The organism is Methylobacterium sp. J-059, from assembly GCF_022829485.1.
Classification (GTDB): domain Bacteria; phylum Pseudomonadota; class Alphaproteobacteria; order Rhizobiales; family Beijerinckiaceae; genus Methylobacterium.
Genome location: NZ_JAKSYA010000130.1, coordinates 75,346 through 96,887 on the forward strand (window position 1 = coordinate 75,346; position 21,542 = coordinate 96,887).

At 70.0% G+C, this 21,542-nt stretch carries 22 protein-coding genes; 13 read left to right on the forward strand and 9 right to left on the reverse strand.

The features are described from left to right. Positions 1-110 precede the first annotated feature (110 nt). The gene (locus tag MKK55_RS18865) at positions 111-2,534 is read left to right on the forward strand and encodes an MASE4 domain-containing protein (RefSeq protein WP_243937114.1); all 2,424 of its coding nucleotides are present in this window, start codon (positions 111-113) and stop codon (positions 2,532-2,534) included. Here the strand turns inward: MKK55_RS18865 and MKK55_RS18870 are convergent. Continuing rightward, a complete protein-coding gene (locus MKK55_RS18870; protein ID WP_243937115.1) occupies positions 2,518-3,621 on the reverse strand; it encodes an OpgC family protein in 1,104 nt (367 codons plus the stop codon). The two genes, MKK55_RS18865 and MKK55_RS18870, sit on opposite strands and share 17 nt — an antisense overlap. 390 nt (positions 3,622-4,011) lie before the next feature. On the opposite strand from MKK55_RS18870, the gene oxlT reads away from it, so the two are divergent. The 3 genes from oxlT (at position 4,012) to MKK55_RS18885 (ending at position 8,018) form a co-directional block, all read left to right on the forward strand. Further along, positions 4,012-5,298 (forward strand): oxalate/formate MFS antiporter, encoded by a 1,287-nt coding sequence (gene oxlT / locus MKK55_RS18875; protein WP_243937116.1) that lies wholly within the window; start codon positions 4,012-4,014, stop codon positions 5,296-5,298. Between the two features lie 138 nt (positions 5,299-5,436). Further along, positions 5,437-7,200: an oxalyl-CoA decarboxylase gene (gene oxc, locus MKK55_RS18880; protein ID WP_243937117.1), complete on the forward strand. Its 1,764-nt coding sequence runs from the start codon at positions 5,437-5,439 to the stop codon at positions 7,198-7,200. A gap of 125 nt (positions 7,201-7,325) precedes the next feature. Next, positions 7,326-8,018, forward strand: coding sequence for an alpha/beta hydrolase (locus MKK55_RS18885; protein ID WP_243937118.1), 693 nt, complete (start codon positions 7,326-7,328; stop codon positions 8,016-8,018). Positions 8,019-8,030: 12 nt separating this feature from the next. Here MKK55_RS18885 and MKK55_RS18890 read toward each other — a convergent pair whose 3' ends face one another. The 3 genes from MKK55_RS18890 to MKK55_RS18900 all read right to left on the reverse strand — a co-directional run bounded on the left by MKK55_RS18890 (position 8,031) and on the right by MKK55_RS18900 (position 11,389). Then, the gene (locus tag MKK55_RS18890; protein WP_243937119.1) at positions 8,031-9,221 is read right to left on the reverse strand and encodes an HPP family protein; all 1,191 of its coding nucleotides are present in this window, start codon (positions 9,219-9,221) and stop codon (positions 8,031-8,033) included. A 293-nt stretch (positions 9,222-9,514) separates the two neighbouring features. Then, on the reverse strand, positions 9,515-10,765 hold the full coding sequence (frc, locus tag MKK55_RS18895) for a formyl-CoA transferase (protein WP_147841001.1): 1,251 nt from the start codon (positions 10,763-10,765) through the stop codon (positions 9,515-9,517). Positions 10,766-10,969: 204 nt separating this feature from the next. Next, positions 10,970-11,389 carry a PAS domain-containing protein gene (locus MKK55_RS18900; RefSeq protein WP_243937121.1) on the reverse strand — a complete coding sequence of 140 codons (420 nt, stop codon included), beginning with the start codon at positions 11,387-11,389 and terminating at the stop codon, positions 10,970-10,972. Positions 11,390-11,766: 377 nt separating this feature from the next. Between MKK55_RS18900 and MKK55_RS18905 the strand changes: the two genes are divergently transcribed. After that, entirely contained in the window at positions 11,767-12,210 is a 444-nt protein-coding gene (locus MKK55_RS18905) for an OsmC family protein (protein ID WP_243937122.1), read from the forward strand. Between the two features lie 50 nt (positions 12,211-12,260). Beyond that, entirely contained in the window at positions 12,261-12,635 is a 375-nt protein-coding gene (locus MKK55_RS18910; protein ID WP_409566089.1) for a YybH family protein, read from the forward strand. On the opposite strand, the gene MKK55_RS18915 is transcribed toward MKK55_RS18910, so the two are convergent. Further along, on the reverse strand, positions 12,623-13,633 hold the full coding sequence (locus tag MKK55_RS18915) for an NAD-dependent epimerase (RefSeq protein WP_243937123.1): 1,011 nt from the start codon (positions 13,631-13,633) through the stop codon (positions 12,623-12,625). The two genes, MKK55_RS18910 and MKK55_RS18915, sit on opposite strands and share 13 nt — an antisense overlap. 353 nt (positions 13,634-13,986) lie before the next feature. Here MKK55_RS18915 and MKK55_RS18920 point away from each other — a divergent pair, with 353 nt between their 5' ends. Further along, entirely contained in the window at positions 13,987-14,244 is a 258-nt protein-coding gene (locus MKK55_RS18920; RefSeq protein ID WP_147726234.1) for a hypothetical protein, read from the forward strand. A gap of 58 nt (positions 14,245-14,302) precedes the next feature. Here the strand turns inward: MKK55_RS18920 and MKK55_RS18925 are convergent, their stop codons facing one another. After that, positions 14,303-14,626, reverse strand: a complete 324-nt coding sequence (locus MKK55_RS18925; protein ID WP_243937124.1) for a hypothetical protein — start codon at positions 14,624-14,626, stop codon at positions 14,303-14,305. 240 nt (positions 14,627-14,866) lie between these two features. On the opposite strand from MKK55_RS18925, the gene MKK55_RS18930 reads away from it, so the two are divergent. The 5 genes from MKK55_RS18930 (at position 14,867) to MKK55_RS18950 (ending at position 18,449) form a co-directional block, all read left to right on the forward strand. Next, positions 14,867-16,543, forward strand: a complete 1,677-nt coding sequence (locus tag MKK55_RS18930) for a methyl-accepting chemotaxis protein (protein ID WP_243937125.1) — start codon at positions 14,867-14,869, stop codon at positions 16,541-16,543. Between the two features lie 209 nt (positions 16,544-16,752). After that, complete coding sequence (locus tag MKK55_RS18935) at positions 16,753-17,043, forward strand: hypothetical protein (RefSeq protein ID WP_243937126.1); 291 nt, start codon at positions 16,753-16,755, stop codon at positions 17,041-17,043. Between the two features lie 473 nt (positions 17,044-17,516). Beyond that, positions 17,517-17,702, forward strand: a complete 186-nt coding sequence (locus MKK55_RS18940) for a hypothetical protein (RefSeq protein WP_147726923.1) — start codon at positions 17,517-17,519, stop codon at positions 17,700-17,702. 16 nt (positions 17,703-17,718) lie between these two features. Further along, positions 17,719-18,012, forward strand: a complete 294-nt coding sequence (locus tag MKK55_RS18945) for a hypothetical protein (protein WP_147841029.1) — start codon at positions 17,719-17,721, stop codon at positions 18,010-18,012. 182 nt (positions 18,013-18,194) lie between these two features. Further along, positions 18,195-18,449: a hypothetical protein gene (locus MKK55_RS18950; protein ID WP_243937127.1), complete on the forward strand. Its 255-nt coding sequence runs from the start codon at positions 18,195-18,197 to the stop codon at positions 18,447-18,449. Positions 18,450-18,457: 8 nt separating this feature from the next. On the opposite strand, the gene MKK55_RS18955 is transcribed toward MKK55_RS18950, so the two are convergent. From MKK55_RS18955 to MKK55_RS18965, 3 genes are read right to left on the reverse strand one after another with little or no spacing between them, the layout of a single operon-like run. Then, positions 18,458-19,216 (reverse strand): ABC transporter ATP-binding protein, encoded by a 759-nt coding sequence (locus MKK55_RS18955; protein WP_147841028.1) that lies wholly within the window; start codon positions 19,214-19,216, stop codon positions 18,458-18,460. Between the two features lie 28 nt (positions 19,217-19,244). Beyond that, the gene (locus MKK55_RS18960) at positions 19,245-19,997 is read right to left on the reverse strand and encodes an ABC transporter permease (RefSeq protein WP_243937146.1); all 753 of its coding nucleotides are present in this window, start codon (positions 19,995-19,997) and stop codon (positions 19,245-19,247) included. Beyond that, complete coding sequence (locus MKK55_RS18965) at positions 19,994-21,034, reverse strand: ABC transporter substrate-binding protein (protein ID WP_243937129.1); 1,041 nt, start codon at positions 21,032-21,034, stop codon at positions 19,994-19,996. The genes MKK55_RS18960 and MKK55_RS18965 overlap by 4 nt, the downstream gene beginning before the upstream one ends. A 332-nt stretch (positions 21,035-21,366) precedes the next feature. On the opposite strand from MKK55_RS18965, the gene MKK55_RS18970 reads away from it, so the two are divergent. After that, positions 21,367-21,519 (forward strand): hypothetical protein, encoded by a 153-nt coding sequence (locus tag MKK55_RS18970; protein ID WP_187275349.1) that lies wholly within the window; start codon positions 21,367-21,369, stop codon positions 21,517-21,519. Positions 21,520-21,542 lie beyond the last annotated feature (23 nt).

The window sequence follows — 21,542 nt, forward strand, 5'->3', positions numbered from 1 at the left end:
GACGCCGAACGACTTCGCCGAGCTTCAAGGCGGGTATCTTAGGTTGTGGAAATCTGCCACAACCTTGACCGCTCGGCATCACCACTGGTGTCGCGCGGTCGGAGACCATCGTGAACGACGCACCGCGCCCCACCGACCTGAGGACCCTCGCCACAGCGGCACCGGGGGCGGGGCAGCGCCGGTTCGCCGGCCTCGCCTGCGCAGCCTTCACCGCGCTGACCTTCGCGCTGCTCCCCGTCGCAGGCCGCCCGATGGCCCCGATGCCGGGCTTCGTGGCGAGCTATCAGTCCGCGCTCGTCGTCGTCTACGCGGTGACCACCGTGCTGTTCTTCGCGCAGTACGGCCGCACCCGCTCGGTGCCGCTGCTGGTGCTCTCGGCAGGCAGCCTCTACGTGACGCTGATCGTCGCGGTTCAGCTTCTCAGCTTTCCGAACGTGTTCGGTGCCGACCGCATCCTCGGCTCGAGCCCGGCGACGACGACGTGGCTCTGGACCCTGTGGCATCTCGGGCCGCCGCTGTTCGCGCTCCCCTACGCGATCATGGAGGGCGACGGCCATACGAGGCTGATCGCACCCGACCGATCCGCGCGTGCCGGGATCGCCACGGCGATCGGCGTCGCGGCGGCGGTAGCCGGCCTGAGCTACCTCGTGGTCGCCCATGTCGATCGGCTGCCGACGACGGTCGTCGGCGACGACTACTGGGCGCTGACCACCTCCGGCGTCGGGCCGGCGGTCGTCGCGCTCACCCTGGCCTCGCTGGCGATCCTCTGCTGGACGACGCGCCTGCGCAGCCTGCTCCAGCTCTGGCTCGCGGTCTCGCTGTTCCTGCTGCTCCTCGACAACCTCGTGACGCAGACGGGCGCGGCGCGCGGCACCGTCGGTTGGTTCGCCGGGCGGATCGAGGCGCTGATATCGGGCGTCGTCGTCCTGTGTGCCTACCTGCGCAAGGTCGATCTGCTCTACGGCCACGCCGAGCGCATCGCCGAGGCGCGCGAGCGCCAGCGCGCCGACCTCCAGGCCGCACGCGACCACCTTGCCATCGCGCTGGACGCCGCCGACATGGGCGACTGGGAGTTCGACCTCGCCGCCGGCGCCTCCCGCCGGAGCCTGCGCCATGATGCGATCTTCGGATACGACGCCCTGCAGCCGCGCTGGGACGTCGCGACGACCCTCGCCCACGTCGTCCGCGAGGATCGCGACGTCGCGGAGGCGGCCTTCGCCGCCGTCGCCGCCACCGGATCGCTCGACCTGCAATGCCGCATCCTGCGCGCCGGCGACGGCGCGACGCGCTGGATCGAGCTCAAGGGCCGGGCGGCGCGGGACGAGGCCGGCCGGGCGACCGGCCTCGCCGGAATCGTCGTCGACGTCACCGCCCGCCAGGACGCGGACGAACGCCTGTATCAGGCTCAGAAGATGGAGGCGATCGGCCAGCTCACCGGCGGCATCGCGCACGACTTCAACAACCTGCTGACCATCGTCATCGGCAACCTCGACATGATCGTCCGGCGCCCGGGCGACGCGCAGCGGGTCGAGCGCCTCGCCGGCTCGGCGATGACCGCGGCGCGGCGCGGTGCCGAGGTGACCGAGAAGCTGCTGTCCTTCTCGCGCCGGCAGGTGCTGCGGCCCGAGACGGTCAACCCGAACCGCCTGCTGAAGGATTTCCACACCCTGCTGCAGCGCGCCGTCGGCGAGACCGTCGCCGTCGAATTCGACCTCGACCCCGCGCTCGATCCGGTGCGGCTTGACCCCGGCCAGTTCGAGAGCGCGATCCTCAACCTCGCGGTCAACGCCCGCGATGCGATGCCGTCCGGCGGCCGCCTTCTGATCCGGACCGAGAACCTGACCGCGACGGGCGAGCCGGGTGCCGCGCCGCCGGAACTCGCGCCCGGGCACTACGTCCACGTCGCGGTCAGCGACACCGGCCTGGGCATGGAGGCCGGCACCGCTTCGCGCGCCTTCGAGCCGTTCTTCACCACGAAGGAAGTCGGCAAGGGCACCGGCCTCGGGCTGAGCCAGGTCTACGGGTTCGCACGCCAGGGCGGCGGGCAGGTCGTGCTGCAGAGCGAGGTCGGCACGGGCACGACCGTGTCGATCTACCTGCCGCATTCGAAGGAGCAGCCCGCAGCGGCCCGCCCCGAGGGCCCGATGCCGCTGCGCCGAGCGACCGACGGCGAGGTGATCCTCGTGGTCGAGGACGAGCCGGCGGTGCTCGACATGGCGGTCGAGAGCCTGAGCGAGCTCGGCTACCGCACCCTGACCGCGACCCGTGCCGCCGAAGCGCTCGCCCGCCTGCAGGGGCCGGAGCGGGTCGACATCCTGTTCTCCGACGTGGTGATGCCGGGCGGCATGAACGGGGTACAGCTCTCCGTCGCAGCGCGTCGCCTCCGGCCGGACCTGCGCGTGTTGCTCGCCTCCGGCTACACGGCGTCCGCGTTCGGCGAGGACGACCTGCCGGCCGACCTGCCCCTGCTCAACAAGCCCTACGGCCGCGAGGATCTGGCCGACAAGCTGCGGGTGGTCATGGGGCGGCGCTGAGGCGCGCCCGGCGGTCGAGGAACCACGCCAGCGCGATCATCGCCGCGAGGCCGCCGAGGTTGACGCCCACCTGCAGCGGCCAGCTCGGCCCGAAGGTGCGGTAGCTGATCCGCCCGATCAGCGCCGCGAGGCAGCCCAGCGCGAACACTTCGAGCGAATGGCGCCCGCACCATTCGAGCGGCCGCAGGCGCGGGCTCGTCGCGAGGCGGTGGAGCACGGGAGAGCCGAACAGGAGGTAGATCAGCGCGAGGATGTGCAGGAGCCGCAGCGGCGAGACCCGGGCCTTGTCCGGCACCGCCATTTCGAACGGCCTCATATCCGGCAGGCCGAAGACGTCCCAGGGGACGGCCTGGAACAGCGAGACGGCGAGATAGGCCCAGCACGCCGCCGTGAGCCAGGCGCGGCGCGGCAGCAGTCCGTCGCCGGCCGCGACCATCACGGCGAGCGCCATCCCGATCGCGAACAGGAACTGCCAGGCGAACGGGTTGAAGTACCAGCCGTCGTCGGCCGCCGCGTTCGGCAGGTTGAGGGCCGGGTCGAGGTTGGCCAGCACCCAGACCAGGCCCGACAGGCTCAGCACCGCCCAGACGCTGCGGCGGATGCCGGCATAGTAGAGTGGAAACGCCGCCAGCAGCACGATGTAGAGCGGCAGGATGTCGAGGTAGTTCGGCAGGGCGTTGAGCAGGAGCCCGCGCCACAGGCCGGACCACAACCCCATCTGCAGCAGCGGCGCGACCCCGAAGCGCGGGACGAGGCCGGTCGCGTCCATCCAGGCGCGCACGATCAGCAGGGTGGCGAGCAGCAGGCCGGCCTGGAACACGTAGATGCGCAGGCACCGCATCGCGATCCGCTTCAGGGTCTCCGGCACGCCCGCCCGCCGGAACAGGCCGCCATAGGCCACCGTCGCCGAGTAGCCCGCAAACAGAACGAACAGCTCCGCGGCATCCGAGAAGCCGAGATTGTGCGGCGTGATCAGCGCCGGCGCGTTGTTCGGGATGTGGTCGATGAAGATGATCAGCAGGGCGAGGCCGCGCAGGACGTCAACGCGCGGGTCGCGCTTGCGCGACGCAGGTGCGGGATCGGTCACGCGGACAATCGGAGGAGGGCGCAGGGCATCGGCATCTCGGAAGGCGTCGCCGCATGCTCTCGCACGCGGCGGGCCGGTCGAGCCAGCGCGCATCGCGGCGGCGCAGGCGCGATCCGATCACGATCGAACGACGGCCGGCCGGAGCGTCCGCGGGAGACGGCCGCAAAGCGGTCTCCGCGTGAGCCGGCCGTGTGCGGCCCCTACATCGCCAAGGCGCAATCGCGCCTGGCGTTTCAACCGCCTTGCGCGGAGCGGCGTCGGGGCCGAATGACAGAAAGCGGCAGGATAATACGTTTCGCAGGCCACTTCAGGTCTGGTATATTGCATACCTGCTGAATCGATGCATGATGCAGACACGCGAACAGAGAGTCGCAGGCGGAGGAGACCGGGATGGAACGTCAGGACGCCCCTGCGGCGAAATGGTGGCAGCTCGCCTTCGGCGTGCTCTGCATGGCGATGATCGCCAACCTTCAATACGGCTGGACGCTGTTCGTCGACCCGATCGACGCGGACCACCATTGGGGCCGGGCCTCGATCCAGCTCGCCTTCACCGTCTTCGTCGCCACCGAGACCTGGCTCGTGCCGGTCGAGGCCTGGTTCGTCGACAATTACGGCCCCAAGGTCGTCGTCGCCTTCGGCGGCGTGATGATCGCCCTGGCCTGGGTGATCAACGCCTACGCGGGATCGCTGCCGGTGCTGTATCTCGGCGCGGTGGTCGGCGGCATCGGCGCCGGGTCGGTCTACGGCACCTGCGTCGGCAACGCGCTGAAGTGGTTCCCGGATCGCCGGGGCTTGGCCGCCGGCGCCACCGCCGCCGGGTTCGGCGCGGGCGCCGCGATCACCGTCGTGCCGATCGCGAAGATGATCGCCTCGAGCGGCTACCAGAGCGCGTTCCTCACCTTCGGCCTGATCCAAGGCGCGGTGGTGGTGTTCCTCTCGATCTTCCTGCGCAAGCCGAGGCATGCCGGGCCGATCCAGCGCCGGCGCCACAACCTGCCGCAGAGCCAGGTCGACCGCACCCCGAGCGAGACCGTGCGCACCCCGGTGTTCTGGGTGATGTACGCGATGTTCGTGATGGTCGCGGCCGGCGGCCTGATGGCGGCGGCGCAGATCGCCCCGATCGCCCACGACTTCCACGTCGCCGACGTGCCGGTGAGCATGCTCGGCCTGACCATGGCGACGCTCACCCTGGCGATCTCGCTCGACCGGATCTTCGACGGGTTCGGCCGGCCGTTCTTCGGCTGGGTCTCGGACCAGATCGGGCGCGAGAACACGATGTTCATCGCCTTCTCGACCGCCGCGGTCGCGGTGCTGCTGCTCCTGAGCTACGGCACCACCCCGGCGATATTCGTGCTGGCGACCGCCCTCTACTTCGGCGTGTTCGGCGAGATCTACTCGCTGTTCCCCGCCACCTGCGGCGACACGTTCGGCTCGAAGTTCGCCACCAGCAATGCCGGGCTGCTCTACACCGCGAAGGGCACCGCCTCGTTCCTGGTGCCGTTCGGCAGCCTGATCGCCGCGGCGTACGGCTGGTATGCGGTGTTCGGCATGATCGTCGCCCTCAACCTCGCCGCGGCGGCGCTGGCGATCTTCGTCCTGAAGCCGATGCGGAGCCGCTACCTCGCCCTCGACGCCACGCTGCCGGTGCCGAAGGCCGAGCCCGTCCGGATCGCCTGAGGCGGCGGGTCCGTCGATTCAGGGCCCGCCCCCTTCGACGATCGCTCGAACGACCCGCGCGCGGCGCGGATCCTGCGACCAGCCATCCGGGGCCGAGGCCCCGGAGCGGCCCAACATTCATCCATTCGGGAGGCCGAGATGTCCGCACGCGCCCAAGTCATCGATATGCACACCGCCGACGTCAACATGGCCGAGGCCGACACGCAGCCGGCGCTGACCGACGGCTTCCACCTCGTCATCGACGCGCTCAAGCTCAACGGCATCACCACGATCTACGGGGTGCCCGGCATCCCGATCACCGATCTCGGGCGCCTCGCCCAGGCCGAGGGCATCCGGGTGATCTCGTTCCGGCACGAGCAGCATGCCGGCAACGCGGCCGCGATCGCCGGCTTCCTGACGAAGAAGCCGGGCATCTGCCTCACGGTCTCGGCGCCGGGCTTCCTCAACGGCCTGACGGCGCTCGCCAACGCCACCACCAATTGCTTCCCGATGATCCTGATCTCGGGCTCCTCCGAGCGCGAGATCGTCGACCTGCAGCAGGGCGACTACGAGGAGATGGACCAGCTCGCCATCGCCAAGCCCCTGTGCAAGGCCGCCTTCCGCGTGCTGCACGCCGCCGACATCGGCATCGGCGTCGCGCGCGCGATCCGCGCCGCCTGCTCGGGCAGGCCCGGCGGCGTCTACCTCGACCTGCCGGCCAAGCTGTTCGCGCAGGTGATGGACGCGGAAGCCGGCGCAAAGTCGCTAGTGCAGGTGATCGACCCGGCTCCCGCCCAGATCCCGGCGCCGGAGGCGATCGCGCGCGCGCTCGCGGTGCTGAAAGGCGCCGAGCGCCCCCTGATCATTCTGGGCAAGGGCGCCGCCTACGCGCAGGCCGACGCAGCGATCCGCGATCTCGTCGAGAGCAGCGGCATTCCCTACGTGCCGATGAGCATGGCCAAGGGCCTCCTGCCCGACACCCATCCCCAGTCGGCCGGCGCGGCGCGCTCGACGGTGCTCAAGGAGGCCGACGTGGTGCTCCTGATCGGCGCCCGCCTGAACTGGCTGCTCTCGCACGGCAAGGGCAAGACCTGGGGCGCGCCGGGCTCGAAGAAGTTCATCCAGATCGACATCGAGCCGCGCGAGATGGACTCGAACGTCGAGATCGTGGCGCCGGTGGTCGGCGACATCGGCTCCTGCGTCGCGGCGCTGCTCGACGGGATGAAGGGCGGCTGGCCGGCGCCGCCCGCCGCCTGGACCGACACGATCAAGGCGAAGAAGGACGCCAACATCGCCAAGATGGGCCAGCGCCTCCTGAAGAACTCCACGCCGATGGACTTCCACGGCGCGCTCGGCGTGCTGCGCACCATCATCAGGGAGCGGCCGGATGCGATCCTCGTCAACGAGGGCGCCAACACCCTCGACCTCGCCCGCGGCGTCATCGACATGTACCAGCCGCGCAAGCGCCTCGACGTCGGCACCTGGGGCATCATGGGCATCGGCATGGGCTTCGCCGTGGCGGCGGCTGTCGAGACCGGCAAGCCGGTGCTCGCGGTCGAGGGCGACTCGGCCTTCGGCTTCTCGGGCATGGAGGTCGAGACGATCTGCCGTTACGAGCTGCCGGTCTGCATCGTGGTGTTCAACAACAACGGCATCTACCGCGGCACCGACGTGAACCCCTCGGGCGCCGCCGACGTGGCGCCGACCGTGTTCGTGAAGGACGCGCGCTACGACAAGATGATGGAGGCCTTCGGCGGCGTCGGGGTCCACGTCACGACGCCGGACGCGCTGCGCGAGGCCGTCAACACGGCGATGGATTCGGGGCGGCCGACCCTGATCAACGCGGTCATCGACCCCGCCGCCGGCACGGAGAGCGGCAACATCGGCAGCCTCAACCCGCAGAGCACCGTGAAGCGGAAGTGAGGCGAACAGATCGGGGCTCGTAACCCGTCGATCGACGCCGAGCCCGTCATTCCGGGCTCGGCTTCGCAGCCCTGGAATGACGGGCTCGGCGTCAACGGCCTTCCGGGTTCTTCGGCGAGAACACGATGATCGACCCTCGCCTCATCGGCCGGATCGCCTTCGCGCACCGGCTGCCGACGCGGCCGCCGCTGGCGCCGGGGCGGCACGCGCTCGGGCTGTTTGCGGAGCGGGACGCGATCCTGCAGGTGCCGCGTGGCATCGACCCGCGCAGGCCGACGCCGCTCGTGGTGCTGTTTCACGGCGGCGGGGGCAGCGCCGAGAAGATCCTGCCGATGCTGGAGGCGCATGCGGAGACGCGCCGCTTCCTGCTGCTGGCGCCGCAATCGCTGTTCCCGACCTGGGACCTGGTCATCGCCGGCCACGGGCCCGACCGCGAGCGCCTCGAAGCCGCGCTCGCCGAGGTCGGTTCGCGGTTCCTGCTCGATCCGGCGCGGCTGGCCTTCGCGGGGCATTCGGACGGCGGCAGCTACGCCCTCTCATCGGGCCTGACCAACGGCGACGTCGTCACCCACGTCATCGCCTCGTCCGCCGGCTTCCTCAGCGTGCAGGTCCAGGCCGGCGCGCCGCGGATCTTCGTCTCGCACGGCACCCGGGACGCGCAGATCGCGGTCGGCCATGGCGGGCGCAGCCACGCCGCCCAGCTGGAGCGGGCCGGCTACGACGTCACCTACGTCGAGTACGACGGCCCCCACGCCTACGATCCGGCCGTGGTTGCGCAGGCAGTGGCGTTCTTCCTCGGCGAGCCGAGCCCGCCCTGACGTCGCGGCGGATCAGGCCGGCGCGACGGCGAGTGCGCGAGGCGCCGGCGCGTCGGCCCTCGGCCGTTCCGCGTCGGTGAGCAGCGCCGCCACGAGATCGCCCTGCGAGACGATCCCGACGAGGCGGTCGTCCGGCCCGACCACCGGCAGGTGATGCAGGCCGAGGCCCGACATCTGCAGAACCACCTCGCCGATCGGGCTTTCCGGCCGCAGGGTGACGACCGGGCTGGTCATGATGTCCTCGACGCATCCGTGGGGGGCACGCCCGCGCGATGCGGTCAGGCGCAGGCGGCGTCCGAGCCCGAGTCGCGGGCCGCGCCGGTCCCAGGCCGCCTTGTCGAGGAGGTCGGTCTGCGTGACGATGCCGACCACGCGGGCGCTCTCGTCGGTGACGGGCAGGACCTTGATGTGGTGGCGTCGGAGCAAGGCGAGGGCGTCCATCAGCGGGGCGCCGGGCGCGATGGCGACGACGTCGCGGGTCATGATCGCGGCGCAGTCGGTCTGCCCCGAGCGCCGGCGGTAGGAGCGGATCTGCGCCTGGCGCAGGATCGCCTCGAGGTCGCTCCGGCCGACGTCGAGGAGCTGGTCGAAGTCCTCGAGCGCCGCGTCGAGGTCGGCGGAGGTGAAGCCGAGCGGTGCGGTGGCGCGCTCGGCGCCGATCCGGCCGGGCGAGGCGGCGACCGCGTGATGCGGATAGGGCCGGCCCGTCAGGTTGTTGAACAGCAGCGCCGAGGCCAGCAGCAGCAGCGAGTTCGCGGCGACCGGCCAGAGCACGAAGCCGTAGCCGAGGTCGTGGATCGCCGGGCCGCCGAGGACCGCGGTGAGCGCGACCGCGCCGCTCGGCGGGTGGACGCAGCGCAGCGCCATCATCAGGCCGACAGTGCCGGCGATGGCCAGCGCCGCCGCGGAGACCGGATCGGGCACGAAGGTCGCGACGCTGACGCCGACCAGGGCCGCGACGAGGTTTCCCCCGATGATCGACCACGGCTGCGCCAGAGGGCTCGCGGGCACGGCGAAGAGGAGCACCGCCGAGGCGCCCATCGGCGCGATCAAGAAGGGCAGGGCGGTGGTCGGTCCCAGCGCCCAAGCGCCGAGCACCCCGGTGACGAGAATGCCGAGCATCGCGCCGAGGGCCGACCGGATGCGCTCGCGGACGCTGAGCGGCGTCGCGGCCGGAACGAACCGGCGCCACAGGGCCTGCATGGATCCGAGCCTTTGCATGTTTCAGCGCCGCGTCACGCCTACACCCACCGAGGCCGTCGTCTTCGCACGGCCGACGGGACGAGGCACGGGTCCCTTCTCCCATGGGGAGAAGGACAGGATGAGGGGCGTGAGCTTTCCGGAGAGGTCACGCCCCTCACCCCAACCCTCTCCCCTTGGGAGAGGGGGCCGTCTGGTGCTTCGCGCGACCCATCCAGTCGTTCTCACGCGAAAACGGCGGAAGCCGCCCCCGCGTCCTGTGGGACCGGAAGCGGCTTTGCAGAGCGTTGGACTGCTCAGACCGCGCGGGCCTGATGCAGCTCCTCGATCTGCTGCTGGGTGTAGCCGAGGTCGACCAGCACCTCGTCGGTGTGCTCGCCGAGCAGCGGCGAGGACTTGATCTCGACCGTCATGTCCGAGAACTTGATCGGGCTTCCGACCGTCAGGTACGAGCCGAGATGCGGATGCGGCACCTCGACGACCGTGCCGCTGGCGCGCAAGGACGGATCGACCGAGATCTCCTTCATCGACATCACCGGGGCGCAGGGGATGTCGAACTTGCGCAGGATGTCGACCGCCTCGAACTTGGTCTTGTCGGCAAGCCACTCCTCGATCGTGCCGAAGATGTCCATGATCTTGTCCTGGCGGGCGGACGCGGTCTTGTAGGCCGGATCGTCGATCCACTCCTCCTTGCCGATCGCCCGGCAGATCGGGGCCCAGGCATGGCCCTGGATCGTGAAGTAGATGTAGGCGTTCGGGTCGGTCTCCCAGCCCTTGCACTTGAGCACCCATCCGGGCTGGCCGCCGCCGCCGGCATTGCCGCCGCGCGGCACCACGTCCGTGAACGTACCGTGCGGGTATTGCGGGTACTCCTCGAGGTAGCCGAGCGCATCGAGCCGCTGCTGGTCGCGCAGCTTCACGCGGCAGAGGTTCAGCACCGAATCCTGCATCGACACGGCGACCTTCTGGCCCTTGCCGGTCTTGTTCTTCTGGTGGAGTGCGGTGAGGATGCCGATGGCGAGGTGCATGCCGGTGTTGGAATCGCCTAGCGCCGCCGCGCTGACCGTCGGCGGCCCATCCCAGAATCCGGTGGTCGAGGCGGCGCCGCCGGCGCACTGGGCGACGTTCTCGTAGACCTTGAGGTCCTCGTAGTGGTGGCCGTCGGAGAAGCCCTTCACCGAGGCGACGATCATGCCCGGGTTGAGCTCGTTGATCCGCGGCCAGGAGAAGCCCATCCGGTCGAGGGCGCCGGGGCCGAAATTCTCGACGAGCACGTCGGATTCGGCGATCAGCTTTTCCAGCACCTGCTTGCCCTCGGGCGTCTTGGTGTCGAGGGTCAGCGAGCGCTTGTTGGAGTTTAGCATCGTGAAGTAGAGCGCATCCGCGCCCTCGACGTGCCGCAGCTGGTTGCGGGTGACGTCGCCGGAGCCGGGGCGCTCGACCTTGATCACGTCGGCGCCGAACCAGGCCAGCAGCTGCGTGCAGGCCGGCCCGGCCTGGACGTGGGTGAAGTCGATGATCTTGATCCCCTCGAGTGGCTTGCTCATCGTCGGCTTTTCCTCTCTTGCGTGGATGGGTGGCGACGCCGACCCTCGATCGGTGCCGCGTTCGGCGAGCGGAGACCGGGCTCTTCTGCGGAGCCTCGATCCGCGGTCACGTTGCTTTCGGCCGGATGCCGTCTTGCTTGCGAAATCCGGCCTTGATCTCGAGGACGTCGGCTGTTCCCGGCGGCGGACCGCCGAACGCCGTCGTCAGGCTTCCAGCTCGGCGAGGCGGCGCCGCATCGCGCGCTCCGCGTTCCAGCGTTCCGTCTCGTCGCGGATCACGGCGGTGATGCCGGTGACGTTCTCGTCGGCGTCGAACAGCATGCTGACCGTGAAGGCGATCGACAGGGCGCGGCCGTCCTTGTGCAGGGCCGGCACCCGCAGCACCTCGGCGCCGTAGCGGGTGACGCCGGTGCGCATGGTCTTGCGGTAGCCCTCCCAGTGCCGGTGCCGGTGGCGATCGGGGGTGATCAGGTCGAGCGATCGCCCGAGCGCCTCCTCCGGCGTGAACCCGAAGATGCGCTCGGCGGCGGCGTTCCACACCACGATCGCCCCCTCGGGATCCGAGACCACGATCGCGTCGCCGGCATTCGAGACCAGTTGTTCGAAGTCGATCGCCTCAGACATGAAGGACGCTCATCAATCCTGGACCCGTCGTCCACCGCCGATCGTCGATCCGCGAGGGTCGTCGTCGGTCGCGCGGGCCGCGGAGCACGCGACGACGCGGACCCTGATCGGGATCGAGGTCAGCGGTCGGGAATTCGGCCGGGCATGGAAGCTCTCCCTGCGGCGGAGCCGGGCCACGCTCGCGATCGCCGAGACGATCCGTCGAGGGCTCGATTCCTTATTTGGTATTTGGTATGCCAGAGCAGAAATCGCGTCAAGGCACGCGATGCCCGCGCCGCCTCGCTTCGGTTTCAAATCGCGGATCTGTCAGCCGACCGGGCTCGAACCACGGAACGCCGGTGCCGATCGCAACATTCGGCAGCACAGGGAGCAATGCGATGACGCCGGCGCCGAGCATCACGATCAGCCAGGTCGGCGATTACGTCTTCACGGTGGATTTCGGCAAAGCATTGCCGGCCTTGCGCGTGGATGAGGCGGAGCCGATCGGCGGCGGGACCGGCCCCCATCCGGAACAGCTGCTGATCGCCGGCGTGGCGAACTGCTTGTGCGCCAGCCTGGTCTTCGCGCTGGGGAAGTTCCGCCAGGACGGCAAGGGCGTGTCCGCGGAAGCCACCTGCCGGATCGCGCGCAACGAGGCCGACCGCCTTCGGATCGTCGGCGTCGACGTGCGGATCGCGCTCGGCGCCGCAGCCGCCGACATGCCGCGGATCGACCGGGTGCTCGACCAGTTCCAGCGGTTCTGCACGGTGTCGGAGAGCGTGAAGCTCGGCATTCCCATCGCCGTCTCGGTGCACGACGGCACCGGCACGGCGTTGACCTGACGGCGGCCCCGCGAAGCGGAAGCGCGGCGCCCACCACGAGAGGAGATGCGATGTCGGACATGCACAGGGCGGGCGCCGAGACGCCGGAGGCGTTGGCCCGCCTGTTCAACCAGCGCGCCAATGCCGGCGACGTCGAGGGGCTCGTCGCACTCTACGAGCCCGATGCGGTGCTCGCCGCGGGCCGCATCGTCGCCACCGGGCACGCGGAGATCCGCGCCTTCTACGCCGACCTGCTGTCCCGGCGCTCGGACTTCCCGGCCGCGGACGTGCTGCCGCCGCTGCGCAACGGGCCGATCGCGATGACGTTCGCGCGGCTGCCCAACGGCACGATCTCCGCGGAGACCGCGCGCGAGCAGGCGGACGGGACGTGGCGCTGGGTGATCGACCAGCTGAAGATCAAGCCGTCCGAAGGTCAGGCCCGGTAATACGCGCGATACCAGCGCACGAACCGCTCGACGCCGGCCTCGATCGGGGTCGACGGCGCGAAGCCGACGGCGGCGGAGAGGTCGTCCACGTCGGCGAAGGTCGCCGGCACGTCGCCGGCCTGCATCGGCAGCATCCGCCGGACCGCCTTCACGCCGAGGCAGCCTTCCAGCACGTCGATCAGGTGGAGCAGCTGCACCGGCTGGTTGTTGCCGATATTGTAGAGCCGGTAGGGCGCGGCGCTCGTGCCCGGGTCGGGGCGTGCACCGTCCCAGCCCGGGTTCGGCGCGGCGATGCGCTCGCCGATCCGCACCACCCCGTCGACCACGTCGTCGACGTAGGTGAAGTCGCGCTGCATCAGCCCGTTGTTGAACACCGAGATCGGCTCGCCTGCGAGGATCGCCCGGGTGAACAGGAACAACGCCATGTCGGGCCGGTACCAGGGGCCGTAGACCGTGAAGAAGCGCAGGCCCGTGGTCGGCAGACCGTAGAGGTGGCTGTAGGAATGGGCGAACAGTTCGTTCGCCTTCTTGGTCGCCGCGTACAGGCTGACCGGGTGGTCGACGTTGTCGTGGACCGAGAACGGCATCTTGGTGAGCGCGCCGTAGACCGAGCTCGACGAGGCGTAGACGAGGTGCGCGCAGCCGTGATGGCGGCAACCTTCGAGGATGTTCAGGAATCCGTCGACGTTGCTGCGCGCGTAGGCGGGCGGGTTCTCGAGCGAGTAGCGCACGCCCGCCTGCGCCGCGAGGTGGACCACGAGCCGGAAGCGGTGCTCGGCGAACAGCGCATCGACGGCATCGGCCTCGGCGATGTCGAGCTTCAGGAAGCGGAAGTTCGGATGGGCCTCGAGCCGTGCGAGCCGCGCCTGCTTCAGGCCGACGTCGTAATAGGCGTTGAGGTTGTCGATGCCGATCACCGGCCGGCCGGCCGCGAGGTAGCGCTCGGCGACGTGGTACCCGATGAACCCGGCCGCCCCGGTGATCAGTACCGGATCCATGAGCGTCCCCCTTCGTGCGGCCGCATCCGCGGTCCGAAGCTGCGCCTCCCTAGACCATTTCCAGCGCTTGGTGGATGCCATCGCGGAACGGGATTGATGTCGCGTCCGACGTGGGGAACCGCACCGGCGGCGGCCTGCGCGAAGCGCGTCCGCACGGGGGTGGAATACCGAGTTCGATCACTAACCGTGAGTAGAGCGAGCCGATCGGATCGTCGCGCCCGCGGAATCGCTTCCCGGCGGAGGAACCCCGACGCGACGGCGACGGTTCACCAGCGTACGCCGACGCCGAATCGGGCAGCGGCGCCGTTCGAGGCGGAGGCTCCGCCTCCGCAGACGACCCAAGGACTTCCCCAATGAAGAAACTGTTCCTGATCGCCGCGTCGCTGACGCTCATGTCCGCGACCGCCTTCGCCCAGGGGAACTCCCCCTACAACTCGTCCGGCTCCCAGGCCGGCGGCCCGCGCGGCGGCATGGAGCGCGCGATGGGTGCGCCGGGCGGCACGCCGGAGATGGGCTCGTCGATGCGCCCCGGCATGCGTCCGATGGCGCGTCCGATGATGCGCCACCAGCGCCGCCACCGCATGATGCATCACCGTCGCCACCGCATGTGATCGGTTCGACGTTCGCGCGAAAGGCCGCCCGAGAGGGCGGCCTTTTTCGTTTCCGGGATCACTTTCCGGCCGGCATCGACCGGACGTCGGCCGAAAAAGTTACGGGGCGGCGAGCGCCGGGCGCTGGTCGGCGCAGATGCCCCCAGCCCTTGTGTAACCCCATCGCCTGGTGCGCCTCCCGGTCGGCCGCGCTTCGGTGCCCGGCAACGGCCGCGCAGAGGCAGCTACCCTTGGCCGCGAAGGTGACGATCAGCGTCGTGAACGGCTTGTCAGGGGGCGCCCATGCCGCGGTCTCGGCGTCGGTCACGACGCGGCGGGCATTCTCCGCGACGTCGCGGTGGACGCCGCGATCGGGAAAGGCGTCGCCCTGCAGGCCCTGCATCTGACGACGCCGGTGTCGCCCGATCCGGTGTCGAATTCCACCTACGCGTGGTGTCGGGCAGAGGCGCGATCGGTCCCCATCCCTGATCGCCGTCCGGCTTTCGAACGTGCATGCACGGAACCGGGCTTCGCTTTCGCGACGCCGCAGCTTCGCGCATCCTAGGTTCGAATTCACCGTCCCTTAACCGGATGCGGACATCACTCCTACGGATAGGGATTCGTCTTCGTGCCGCGGTGAATCATGAGCTTGTCGATCGGTACGAAGATCCACGCGATCACGGTGATCTGCGTGCTGGGGCTGGTGAGCCTCATCGCCCTCTCGGTCATCGAACTCCGCAACGAGGTGACGAACAGCCGGGCGGTCAAGACGCAGCAGCTGGTCGAGGTCGCCGCCGGCGTGCTCGAGCATTTCGAGGGGGAGGCGCGGTCCGGCCGGATGACCGAAGTGGCCGCCAGGCGGTCGGCGCTCGAGGTCGTACGGAACCTGCGATATGGCGCGAACGAATACTTCTACATCATCGACGACCAGGTGCGGATGGTGATGCATCCGATCAAGCCGGCTCTCGACGGCACGGATCTCGCCGCGCTGAAGGATCCGGTGGGCAAGGCCCTGTTCGTCGAGATGGCCGACGTGGCACGGAGACGGGGGGCCGGCTTCGTGTCCTACATGTGGCCGAAACCCGGGGCCGAGCAGCCCGTCGACAAGATCTCGTTCGTGAAGCGCTTCGAGCCGTGGGGCTGGATCATCGGCTCGGGCGTCTACGCCGACGACACGCTGGCCCACCTCAAGGCCCTCGTGATCAAGCTGTCGCTCGGCCTCGGCGGCATCGCGCTGCTGGTCGGCAGCGCCGCCTTCCTCATCGGGCGGCAGGTCACCCGCCCGATCTACGGGCTCACCGACACGATGAGCCGGCTCGCCCGCGGCGCGACCGCCGTGGACATTCCGGGGATCGCGCGCCGCGACGAGATCGGCGAGATGGCCCGGGCGGTCGACGTCTTCCGCCAGAACGGGATCGAGCGCCTCGCCCTGGAAGCCCAAAAGGTCGCGGAGCAATCCGCCCGGCAGCGCCGGGCCGACCGGGTCGACCAGCTCGTGGTCGATTTCGACCGGACGATCGCGGGCGCGATCGGCATCGTCACCTCGGCCGCGACCGAGCTCGACGCGACCGCCCGCTCGATGACCCAGGTGGCCGACGCCACCAGCAACCAGGCCCTGGCATCCAGTGCGGCGGCGGAGGAGACCTCGGCGAACGTCCAGACGGTCGCCGCCGCCGCCGAGGAGATGGTCGCCTCGCTTCGGGAGATCGAGCGCCAGGTGCAGGAATCGAACGCGGTCGCCGCCACCGCATCCCGCGAGGCGCGCGCCACCGACGCCGCGATGGCGACGCTGTCGGAGGCGGCGGAACGGATCGGCGAGGCCGTGGCCACCATCACCGCGATCGCCGGGCAGACCAACCTGCTGGCCTTGAACGCCACGATCGAGGCGGCGCGGGCCGGGGAGGCGGGCCGCGGCTTCGCGGTGGTCGCCGCCGAGGTCAAGGCGCTGGCGGGCCAGACCGCGCGGGCGACGGACGAGATCGGCGGCCAGATCCTGGCGATCCAGAACGCCAGCAGCCAGGCGGCCGCGACCATCCGGCAGGTCGGGCAGACCATCGTGTCGGTCAACGCGATCACCGGCACCATCGCGTCCACCGTCGTCGAGCAGACGGCCGCGACCGACGAGATCTCCCGCAACGCCGTCGAGGCGGCGCACGGGACGCAGGACGTCTCGCGGAACGTGGCGCAGGTGCTGGCCTCGGCCGGGGAGACCGGGACCGCCGCCCAGCAGGTGACGATGGCGGCCAACGAGCTGGCCACGCAATCGGTGAACGTGCAGCGCGAGGTCGAGGCGTTCCTGTCGGCCATCCGCGCGGCCTGATCGACGGCGATCGATCGGATCGGACGCAGGGCGATCCGCGTCCGCCGGGCCCGAACCCGGCGGAGCGCGCGGTCGCGATCACGAAACCCCGAGCTGGGCCCCGCGGCCGGGGCGGTTAACACCCCGGTAACCATAACCTTCGAGAACCGGGCCCTGAACGGCGGCGGGCTCGCCCATGCGCCCCGGCCGTGTTCGAAGGAGCAACGACCATGGCCCCCGGTTACGTGATCGCCGCCTGTCTGGAAGGCGCCGGAGCCATCGGGATCGTCGTGGCGCTTTTCCGCCTTCACCGGGAGCAACGTGCCAAGGCCGCCGAGCTCGCCCGCTTCCTGCGGTCCGGGCAGGTCCCGGACGTGCGGCTGCCGAAGCCTCGGCCGGCTGCCACCGCCCGCCCGGCGCCTGCCATCCGGCTCGGCGCGACGATGCGGCCGCCCGAGCCGATCGATCCCTCCGACGCGCTGCTCGCCCTTCGAAGCGCGTTCGGCGCCTCGGTGCGTTGACGCCGCGCGCTCCGCGCTCGCCTCAGCGCAGCAGGGCGTCGAGACCGAAGCCGCCGAAGACCACGAAGGCGAGCGTCATCAGGAACTTGAGGTCGTCGATCGTCTCGGTCATGGCTGCCGCCCGCACGTGCTTGAACGCTGAAGACCGGGACCAGCCCGGCCTCCTCACCCTCCGCCGTCGCGCGATTTCGAGCGAATCGTTTCAGGCTTTCTTAACCGGCCGTCCCGGACTTCCCGGAGACGTGCTTCACGCCTCGTTAAGGCCTCCGACATTCGTCAGGCCGCCGTCAACCATGTTCCCGCCGCGGCGGCTCGCCGGAACCCGAGCCGCATCCCGCTCGTTGGGTGCGCGGAACCTGCCTCCATGTTGAGGTGCCGCGACGACCGCTCGGCCCGCGCCTTTCCCGGCAGGCGGGCCTTTTTCATGGACGTCCGGTCGCTTGGCGGCAGCCCGTCCCGATCGGAGCCCCGTGATGCGCAACCTCCTCCTCACCCTCATCGTGCTCGCCGCCGGCTTCGTCCTCGTCGCGATGTACATCGCGCCGACCCAGCCCGGCCTGCGCACTTGGTATCGCGACAACGCCTGCGTGCACCTCGACAAGGTGAGCCCGCAGATCTGCGCGCCCATCCGTCAGGCCGAGGGCAGCGACAAGGTCTGACCCCCGGATGTCGGCCCTGCGCCGTGCCGTCGATTGGACGTTCCGCGACCGGAACACCGGCGCGATCGTGATTGGACAATGGCCCAATCTGCCGCTCTGGTTGTTCCTGGGATTGTCTGCCGCGCGATGGCTGCTCGCGCCGAAGGCTGACGGCGGGCAGAATGACGTCGGGATGTGGCTTCGGATCGCGTCCGGCGCGGCGCTCGCCTGGTGGGCGGCGGACGAGATCCTGCGCGGCGTGAACCCCTGGCGCCGCCTGCTCGGTGTGATCGCGTTGGCCGGGCTGGCGGTCTCCGCATTGTTCGGCTGATCCAGGGCAGCTTCGGAGCGAGGCCGCGCCGGCATTCACGCCATTTCGTATTTTCTACGCAGCATCGAAACTTGTCGTTGCGTGCACAACGAATTCCGTGAATACGGTTTCGACCGATGGGCCCGTTCGCGCTCGCGTGTGACTATGCGAACAGAAGCCGGAAATCTGGGCGGGCGAAACCGATGACCAACCTGGGAACCACGCGCCGCCTGCAGGACGGCCTGCATCCGTCGAACGGCCTGCAGGTCCTGGGCAAGATCGCCGCCGTGCTCGCGATCCCGGTCCAGGATTTCTTCCGCGACGAGGTGCAAGCCTCCAGCGCCGCGACGCCCTCGGCGGCCGAGTGCGAGCTGCTGATGACGGCGTTCCTGCGGGTGCGCGATCCCGAGATCCGGAACCGCATCGTCGGCATGCTGCGGGCGTATTCCGGCAACTGATCGCGGCGTCAGAGTTCGGCCGAATCGCGGGAGAGCTCGCTCCGCAGGCGCCGTGCCGCTTCGAGCAATGCGCCATCGCGCCGCCTGCGCGGACGGGGCAGGTCGATCCGCACCTCCGCCGACACGCGGCCGGGCTTGCCGGCCAGCACCACCACCCGGTCGGCCAGCGTCACCGCCTCGTCGATGTCGTGGGTCACGAACAGCACCGTCTTGCCGGTGGCGGCCTGGATGCGCTGCACCTCGTCCTGGAGACCCTCGCGGGTGAAGCTGTCGAGGGCCGAGAACGGCTCGTCCATGAGCAGCACGTCCGGGTCGACCGCGAGCGCACGGGCGATGGCGACGCGCTGGCGCTGCCCGCCCGAGAGCTGGTGCGGCCAGCGCTGGGCGAGATCGTCGAGCCCGACGAGGGCCAGCATCTCGGCGGCCTTGGCCCGACGCTGGGAACGCGACAGGCCGCTGTTCTCCAGGCCGAAGGCGACGTTGTCGACGACCCGCCGCCACGGCAGCAGGCGCGCATCCTGGAACACCAGGGCCATCGGCGTGCGGCAGCCGGGCCGCGTCGCCAGCTCGACCGTGCCCGAGCTCGGCGCGGCGAGGCCGATCAGCACCCGCAAGAGCGTCGACTTGCCGACGCCGGATTCGCCGACGATCACCAGGAACTCGCCGCGCGCGACGGTGAGGTCGAGGTCCGACAGGATGACGTTGCGCGTGCCCCCGCGCGCGTAGGCGAGGCTCAAGGCCCGGAAGGCGATGATCGGGTCGCGCATGGCGGTGTCGGCCTGGGTCGCCATGCGCTCAGGCCCGCCAGCGCAGGAGCCAGCCCTGCAGGGCGACGAACGCCGAATCGAACAATCCGTAGAGCCCGGCCATGGTGAGCATGTAGACGACCACGATGTCGGTGGAGAGCAGGCTCGAGGCCTGCATCATCCGCTGCCCGACGCCCGGCACGCCGAAGATCTCCGCCGCGACCACCGCCATCCAGGCTTGGCCGAGCGCCGTGCGCAGGCCGACGAGGATGCCCGGCGTCGCCGCCGGCAGCAGGATCTTGGTCAGACGTGCGGGGGCCGAGCGGAAGCCGAAGGCCTGTGCCACCTCAATCAGGTCGCGGTCGACGCCGCGCACGGCGCCCTGCGTCGCGAAGAAGACGATCCAGAACACGCCGATGGCGATGATGAACACGGCCGCCGACGGCTCGACGCCGAACCAGATGATGGCGAACGGCACCCAGGCGAGGCCCGGGATCGGCCGCAGCAGGCGCACAACCCAGGCGGTCGCGGCCTCGAAGGTCCGCAACATGCCGCCGACGAGGCCGAGCGCGATCCCGGCGCCCGCGCCGACGGCGAGGCCGACGAGGTAGTGGCTCAGGCTCGACGCCACCGCCTCGAACCACACCCCGAGCTCGATCTCGCGCAGGAACGCGGCCGGGATCGTGCTCGGCGGCGGCAGGAAGGCCGGGTTGATCAGCCCGAGCCGGGGCGCCGCCTCCCAGACCAGGAGGAAGGCGGCGAGCCCGAGGGTTGACAGCAGGATCGCGCGGAGGACGGTCAGCGCGCGATCGCCTTCTCGTAGAAGCCCGGCACGAACAGGCCGTCGATCGGCACGTCCTTGTCGAGGGTGCCGATGCTCACCTGATAGGCCTGCATCTTCCGCGTCGCCTCGACGATCACCCGCGGGTCGGCGGTGAACTTCGCCGCCGGCGAGGACAACGCCTTCCGGATCGTGGCGAGATCGGTGATGCCCTTGCCGAGCGCCTTCTCGACCGGCGGCGCGGCGCGGGCCGGATCGGTCTTGAGCAGGTCGGTCGCCTTCACCAGCGCGTCGACGAGGCCCTGCACCGCGGCCGGGTTCCTGTCGGCGAAGGCGCCCGAGACGGCGACCACGGTGCCGGGCTGGTCGGGGAACATCTCGGCGCCGGTGGCGATCAGGGCGATCGCCGGGTTGCGCTGCTGGACGATCGTCAGCGCCGGCTCGCGGATCGAGGCGCCGTCGACGGCGCCGGCGAGCAGAGCCTGCTGCGTCGCGTCGATGCCCATGGCGACGACCTCGGCGTTCGTTTTGTCGGTCTTGGCCACCTGCCAGAGCCAGTGCTGCAGCGTGGTGTTCGGCACCGAGCCCGGCGGCTGGGTCGCGAGGCGGGCGGCGCGGCCCTCCTTCTCCCGGTAGCGGCGGAAGGCCTCCGCCTTGTCGGCGGTCGCCGCGAAGTAGGGCGCGAGCTTGGGGCCGGCGACGAACACCATCTCCTCGACCGCGGTCGCGGCGACCACGCGCACGTCGATGTTCTTGGTGCGCGCCACCGCCAGCGGCGCGATGCCCGCGACGTAGACGTCGATGGTGCCGGAGGCCAGCGCCTGGATCATGTTCGGCCCGGACTCGAAGGTGGTGAATCCCGGCTTGAGACCGGCGGCCTCGAGCCAGCCCTCTCCGTTGGCGACGAAGATCGGTGCCGCGCCGATCACCGGGATCACGCCGATGCGGACGGGCACCGGCGCGGCCTGCGCCGTCGCGGAGCCCGTCCCGAGGGCATCCGCCCCGAACGCGAGCAGGCCTGCAGCGAGGATCGTCCGGCGATTGGGGAACTGACGCATGGGCTCGGGATTTCCGGGCTCGGGAGCGGAGAGGCTTCGGCCGCTCCCATGCCACAGGCCGGCGAAAGTGCAAATCGGCGCGCGGAAAACGCCATCCGCCCTCGCTCGCGCGTGGCAAGCACTTCGATTGCGACCACATGGTTACGAAGGATGAATCCGCGCAAAATCGCCTAGGTATTCCAATGCAACTTTCAGATGCTGGAAAACGGTTCTGTACTCATAGAAAGCGTGTCTGAGAGATATCCACAGAGTCGAATTTTATTGCCATTCATTTCTGTATAAGGCATCCATCCTTTCCACCAGAGAAGTCTGCCTTGGGGATGATCGTCGCGATGCTCAGCTTCGCTTGCCTGACCTGCGGCGTTGGCCTTGCCCGCATGTCGACGCGCGACCCGGATCGGGCGCCGATGCTGGAACGATGGAGCGGGCTCTGCCTGCTCGCCGGCCTCGCCCTGCTCGGAGCCGCCCTGCCGCTCTTCCGCTGACGTTGCGGCGCGGTCGGAACAGG

Coding starts and splice junctions, on each gene's coding strand:
- MKK55_RS18955 (WP_147841028.1), bottom strand. CDS start 19,216: ATGCGCGACCCGATCATCGCCTTCCGGGCCTTGAGCCTCGCCTACGCG.
- MKK55_RS18965 (WP_243937129.1), bottom strand. CDS start 21,034: ATGCGTCAGTTCCCCAATCGCCGGACGATCCTCGCTGCAGGCCTGCTC.
- MKK55_RS18900 (WP_243937121.1), bottom strand. CDS start 11,389: ATGTCTGAGGCGATCGACTTCGAACAACTGGTCTCGAATGCCGGCGAC.
- MKK55_RS18925 (WP_243937124.1), bottom strand. CDS start 14,626: ATGCAGGGCCTGCAGGGCGACGCCTTTCCCGATCGCGGCGTCCACCGC.
- MKK55_RS18890 (WP_243937119.1), bottom strand. CDS start 9,221: ATGCAGGCCCTGTGGCGCCGGTTCGTTCCGGCCGCGACGCCGCTCAGC.
- MKK55_RS18970 (WP_187275349.1), top strand. CDS start 21,367: ATGCTCAGCTTCGCTTGCCTGACCTGCGGCGTTGGCCTTGCCCGCATG.
- MKK55_RS18915 (WP_243937123.1), bottom strand. CDS start 13,633: ATGGATCCGGTACTGATCACCGGGGCGGCCGGGTTCATCGGGTACCAC.
- MKK55_RS18920 (WP_147726234.1), top strand. CDS start 13,987: ATGAAGAAACTGTTCCTGATCGCCGCGTCGCTGACGCTCATGTCCGCG.
- frc (WP_147841001.1), bottom strand. CDS start 10,765: ATGAGCAAGCCACTCGAGGGGATCAAGATCATCGACTTCACCCACGTC.
- MKK55_RS18885 (WP_243937118.1), top strand. CDS start 7,326: ATGATCGACCCTCGCCTCATCGGCCGGATCGCCTTCGCGCACCGGCTG.
- MKK55_RS18940 (WP_147726923.1), top strand. CDS start 17,517: ATGCGCAACCTCCTCCTCACCCTCATCGTGCTCGCCGCCGGCTTCGTC.
- MKK55_RS18910 (WP_409566089.1), top strand. CDS start 12,261: ATGTCGGACATGCACAGGGCGGGCGCCGAGACGCCGGAGGCGTTGGCC.
- MKK55_RS18930 (WP_243937125.1), top strand. CDS start 14,867: ATGAGCTTGTCGATCGGTACGAAGATCCACGCGATCACGGTGATCTGC.
- MKK55_RS18950 (WP_243937127.1), top strand. CDS start 18,195: ATGACCAACCTGGGAACCACGCGCCGCCTGCAGGACGGCCTGCATCCG.
- MKK55_RS18935 (WP_243937126.1), top strand. CDS start 16,753: ATGGCCCCCGGTTACGTGATCGCCGCCTGTCTGGAAGGCGCCGGAGCC.
- MKK55_RS18905 (WP_243937122.1), top strand. CDS start 11,767: ATGACGCCGGCGCCGAGCATCACGATCAGCCAGGTCGGCGATTACGTC.
- oxlT (WP_243937116.1), top strand. CDS start 4,012: ATGGAACGTCAGGACGCCCCTGCGGCGAAATGGTGGCAGCTCGCCTTC.
- oxc (WP_243937117.1), top strand. CDS start 5,437: ATGTCCGCACGCGCCCAAGTCATCGATATGCACACCGCCGACGTCAAC.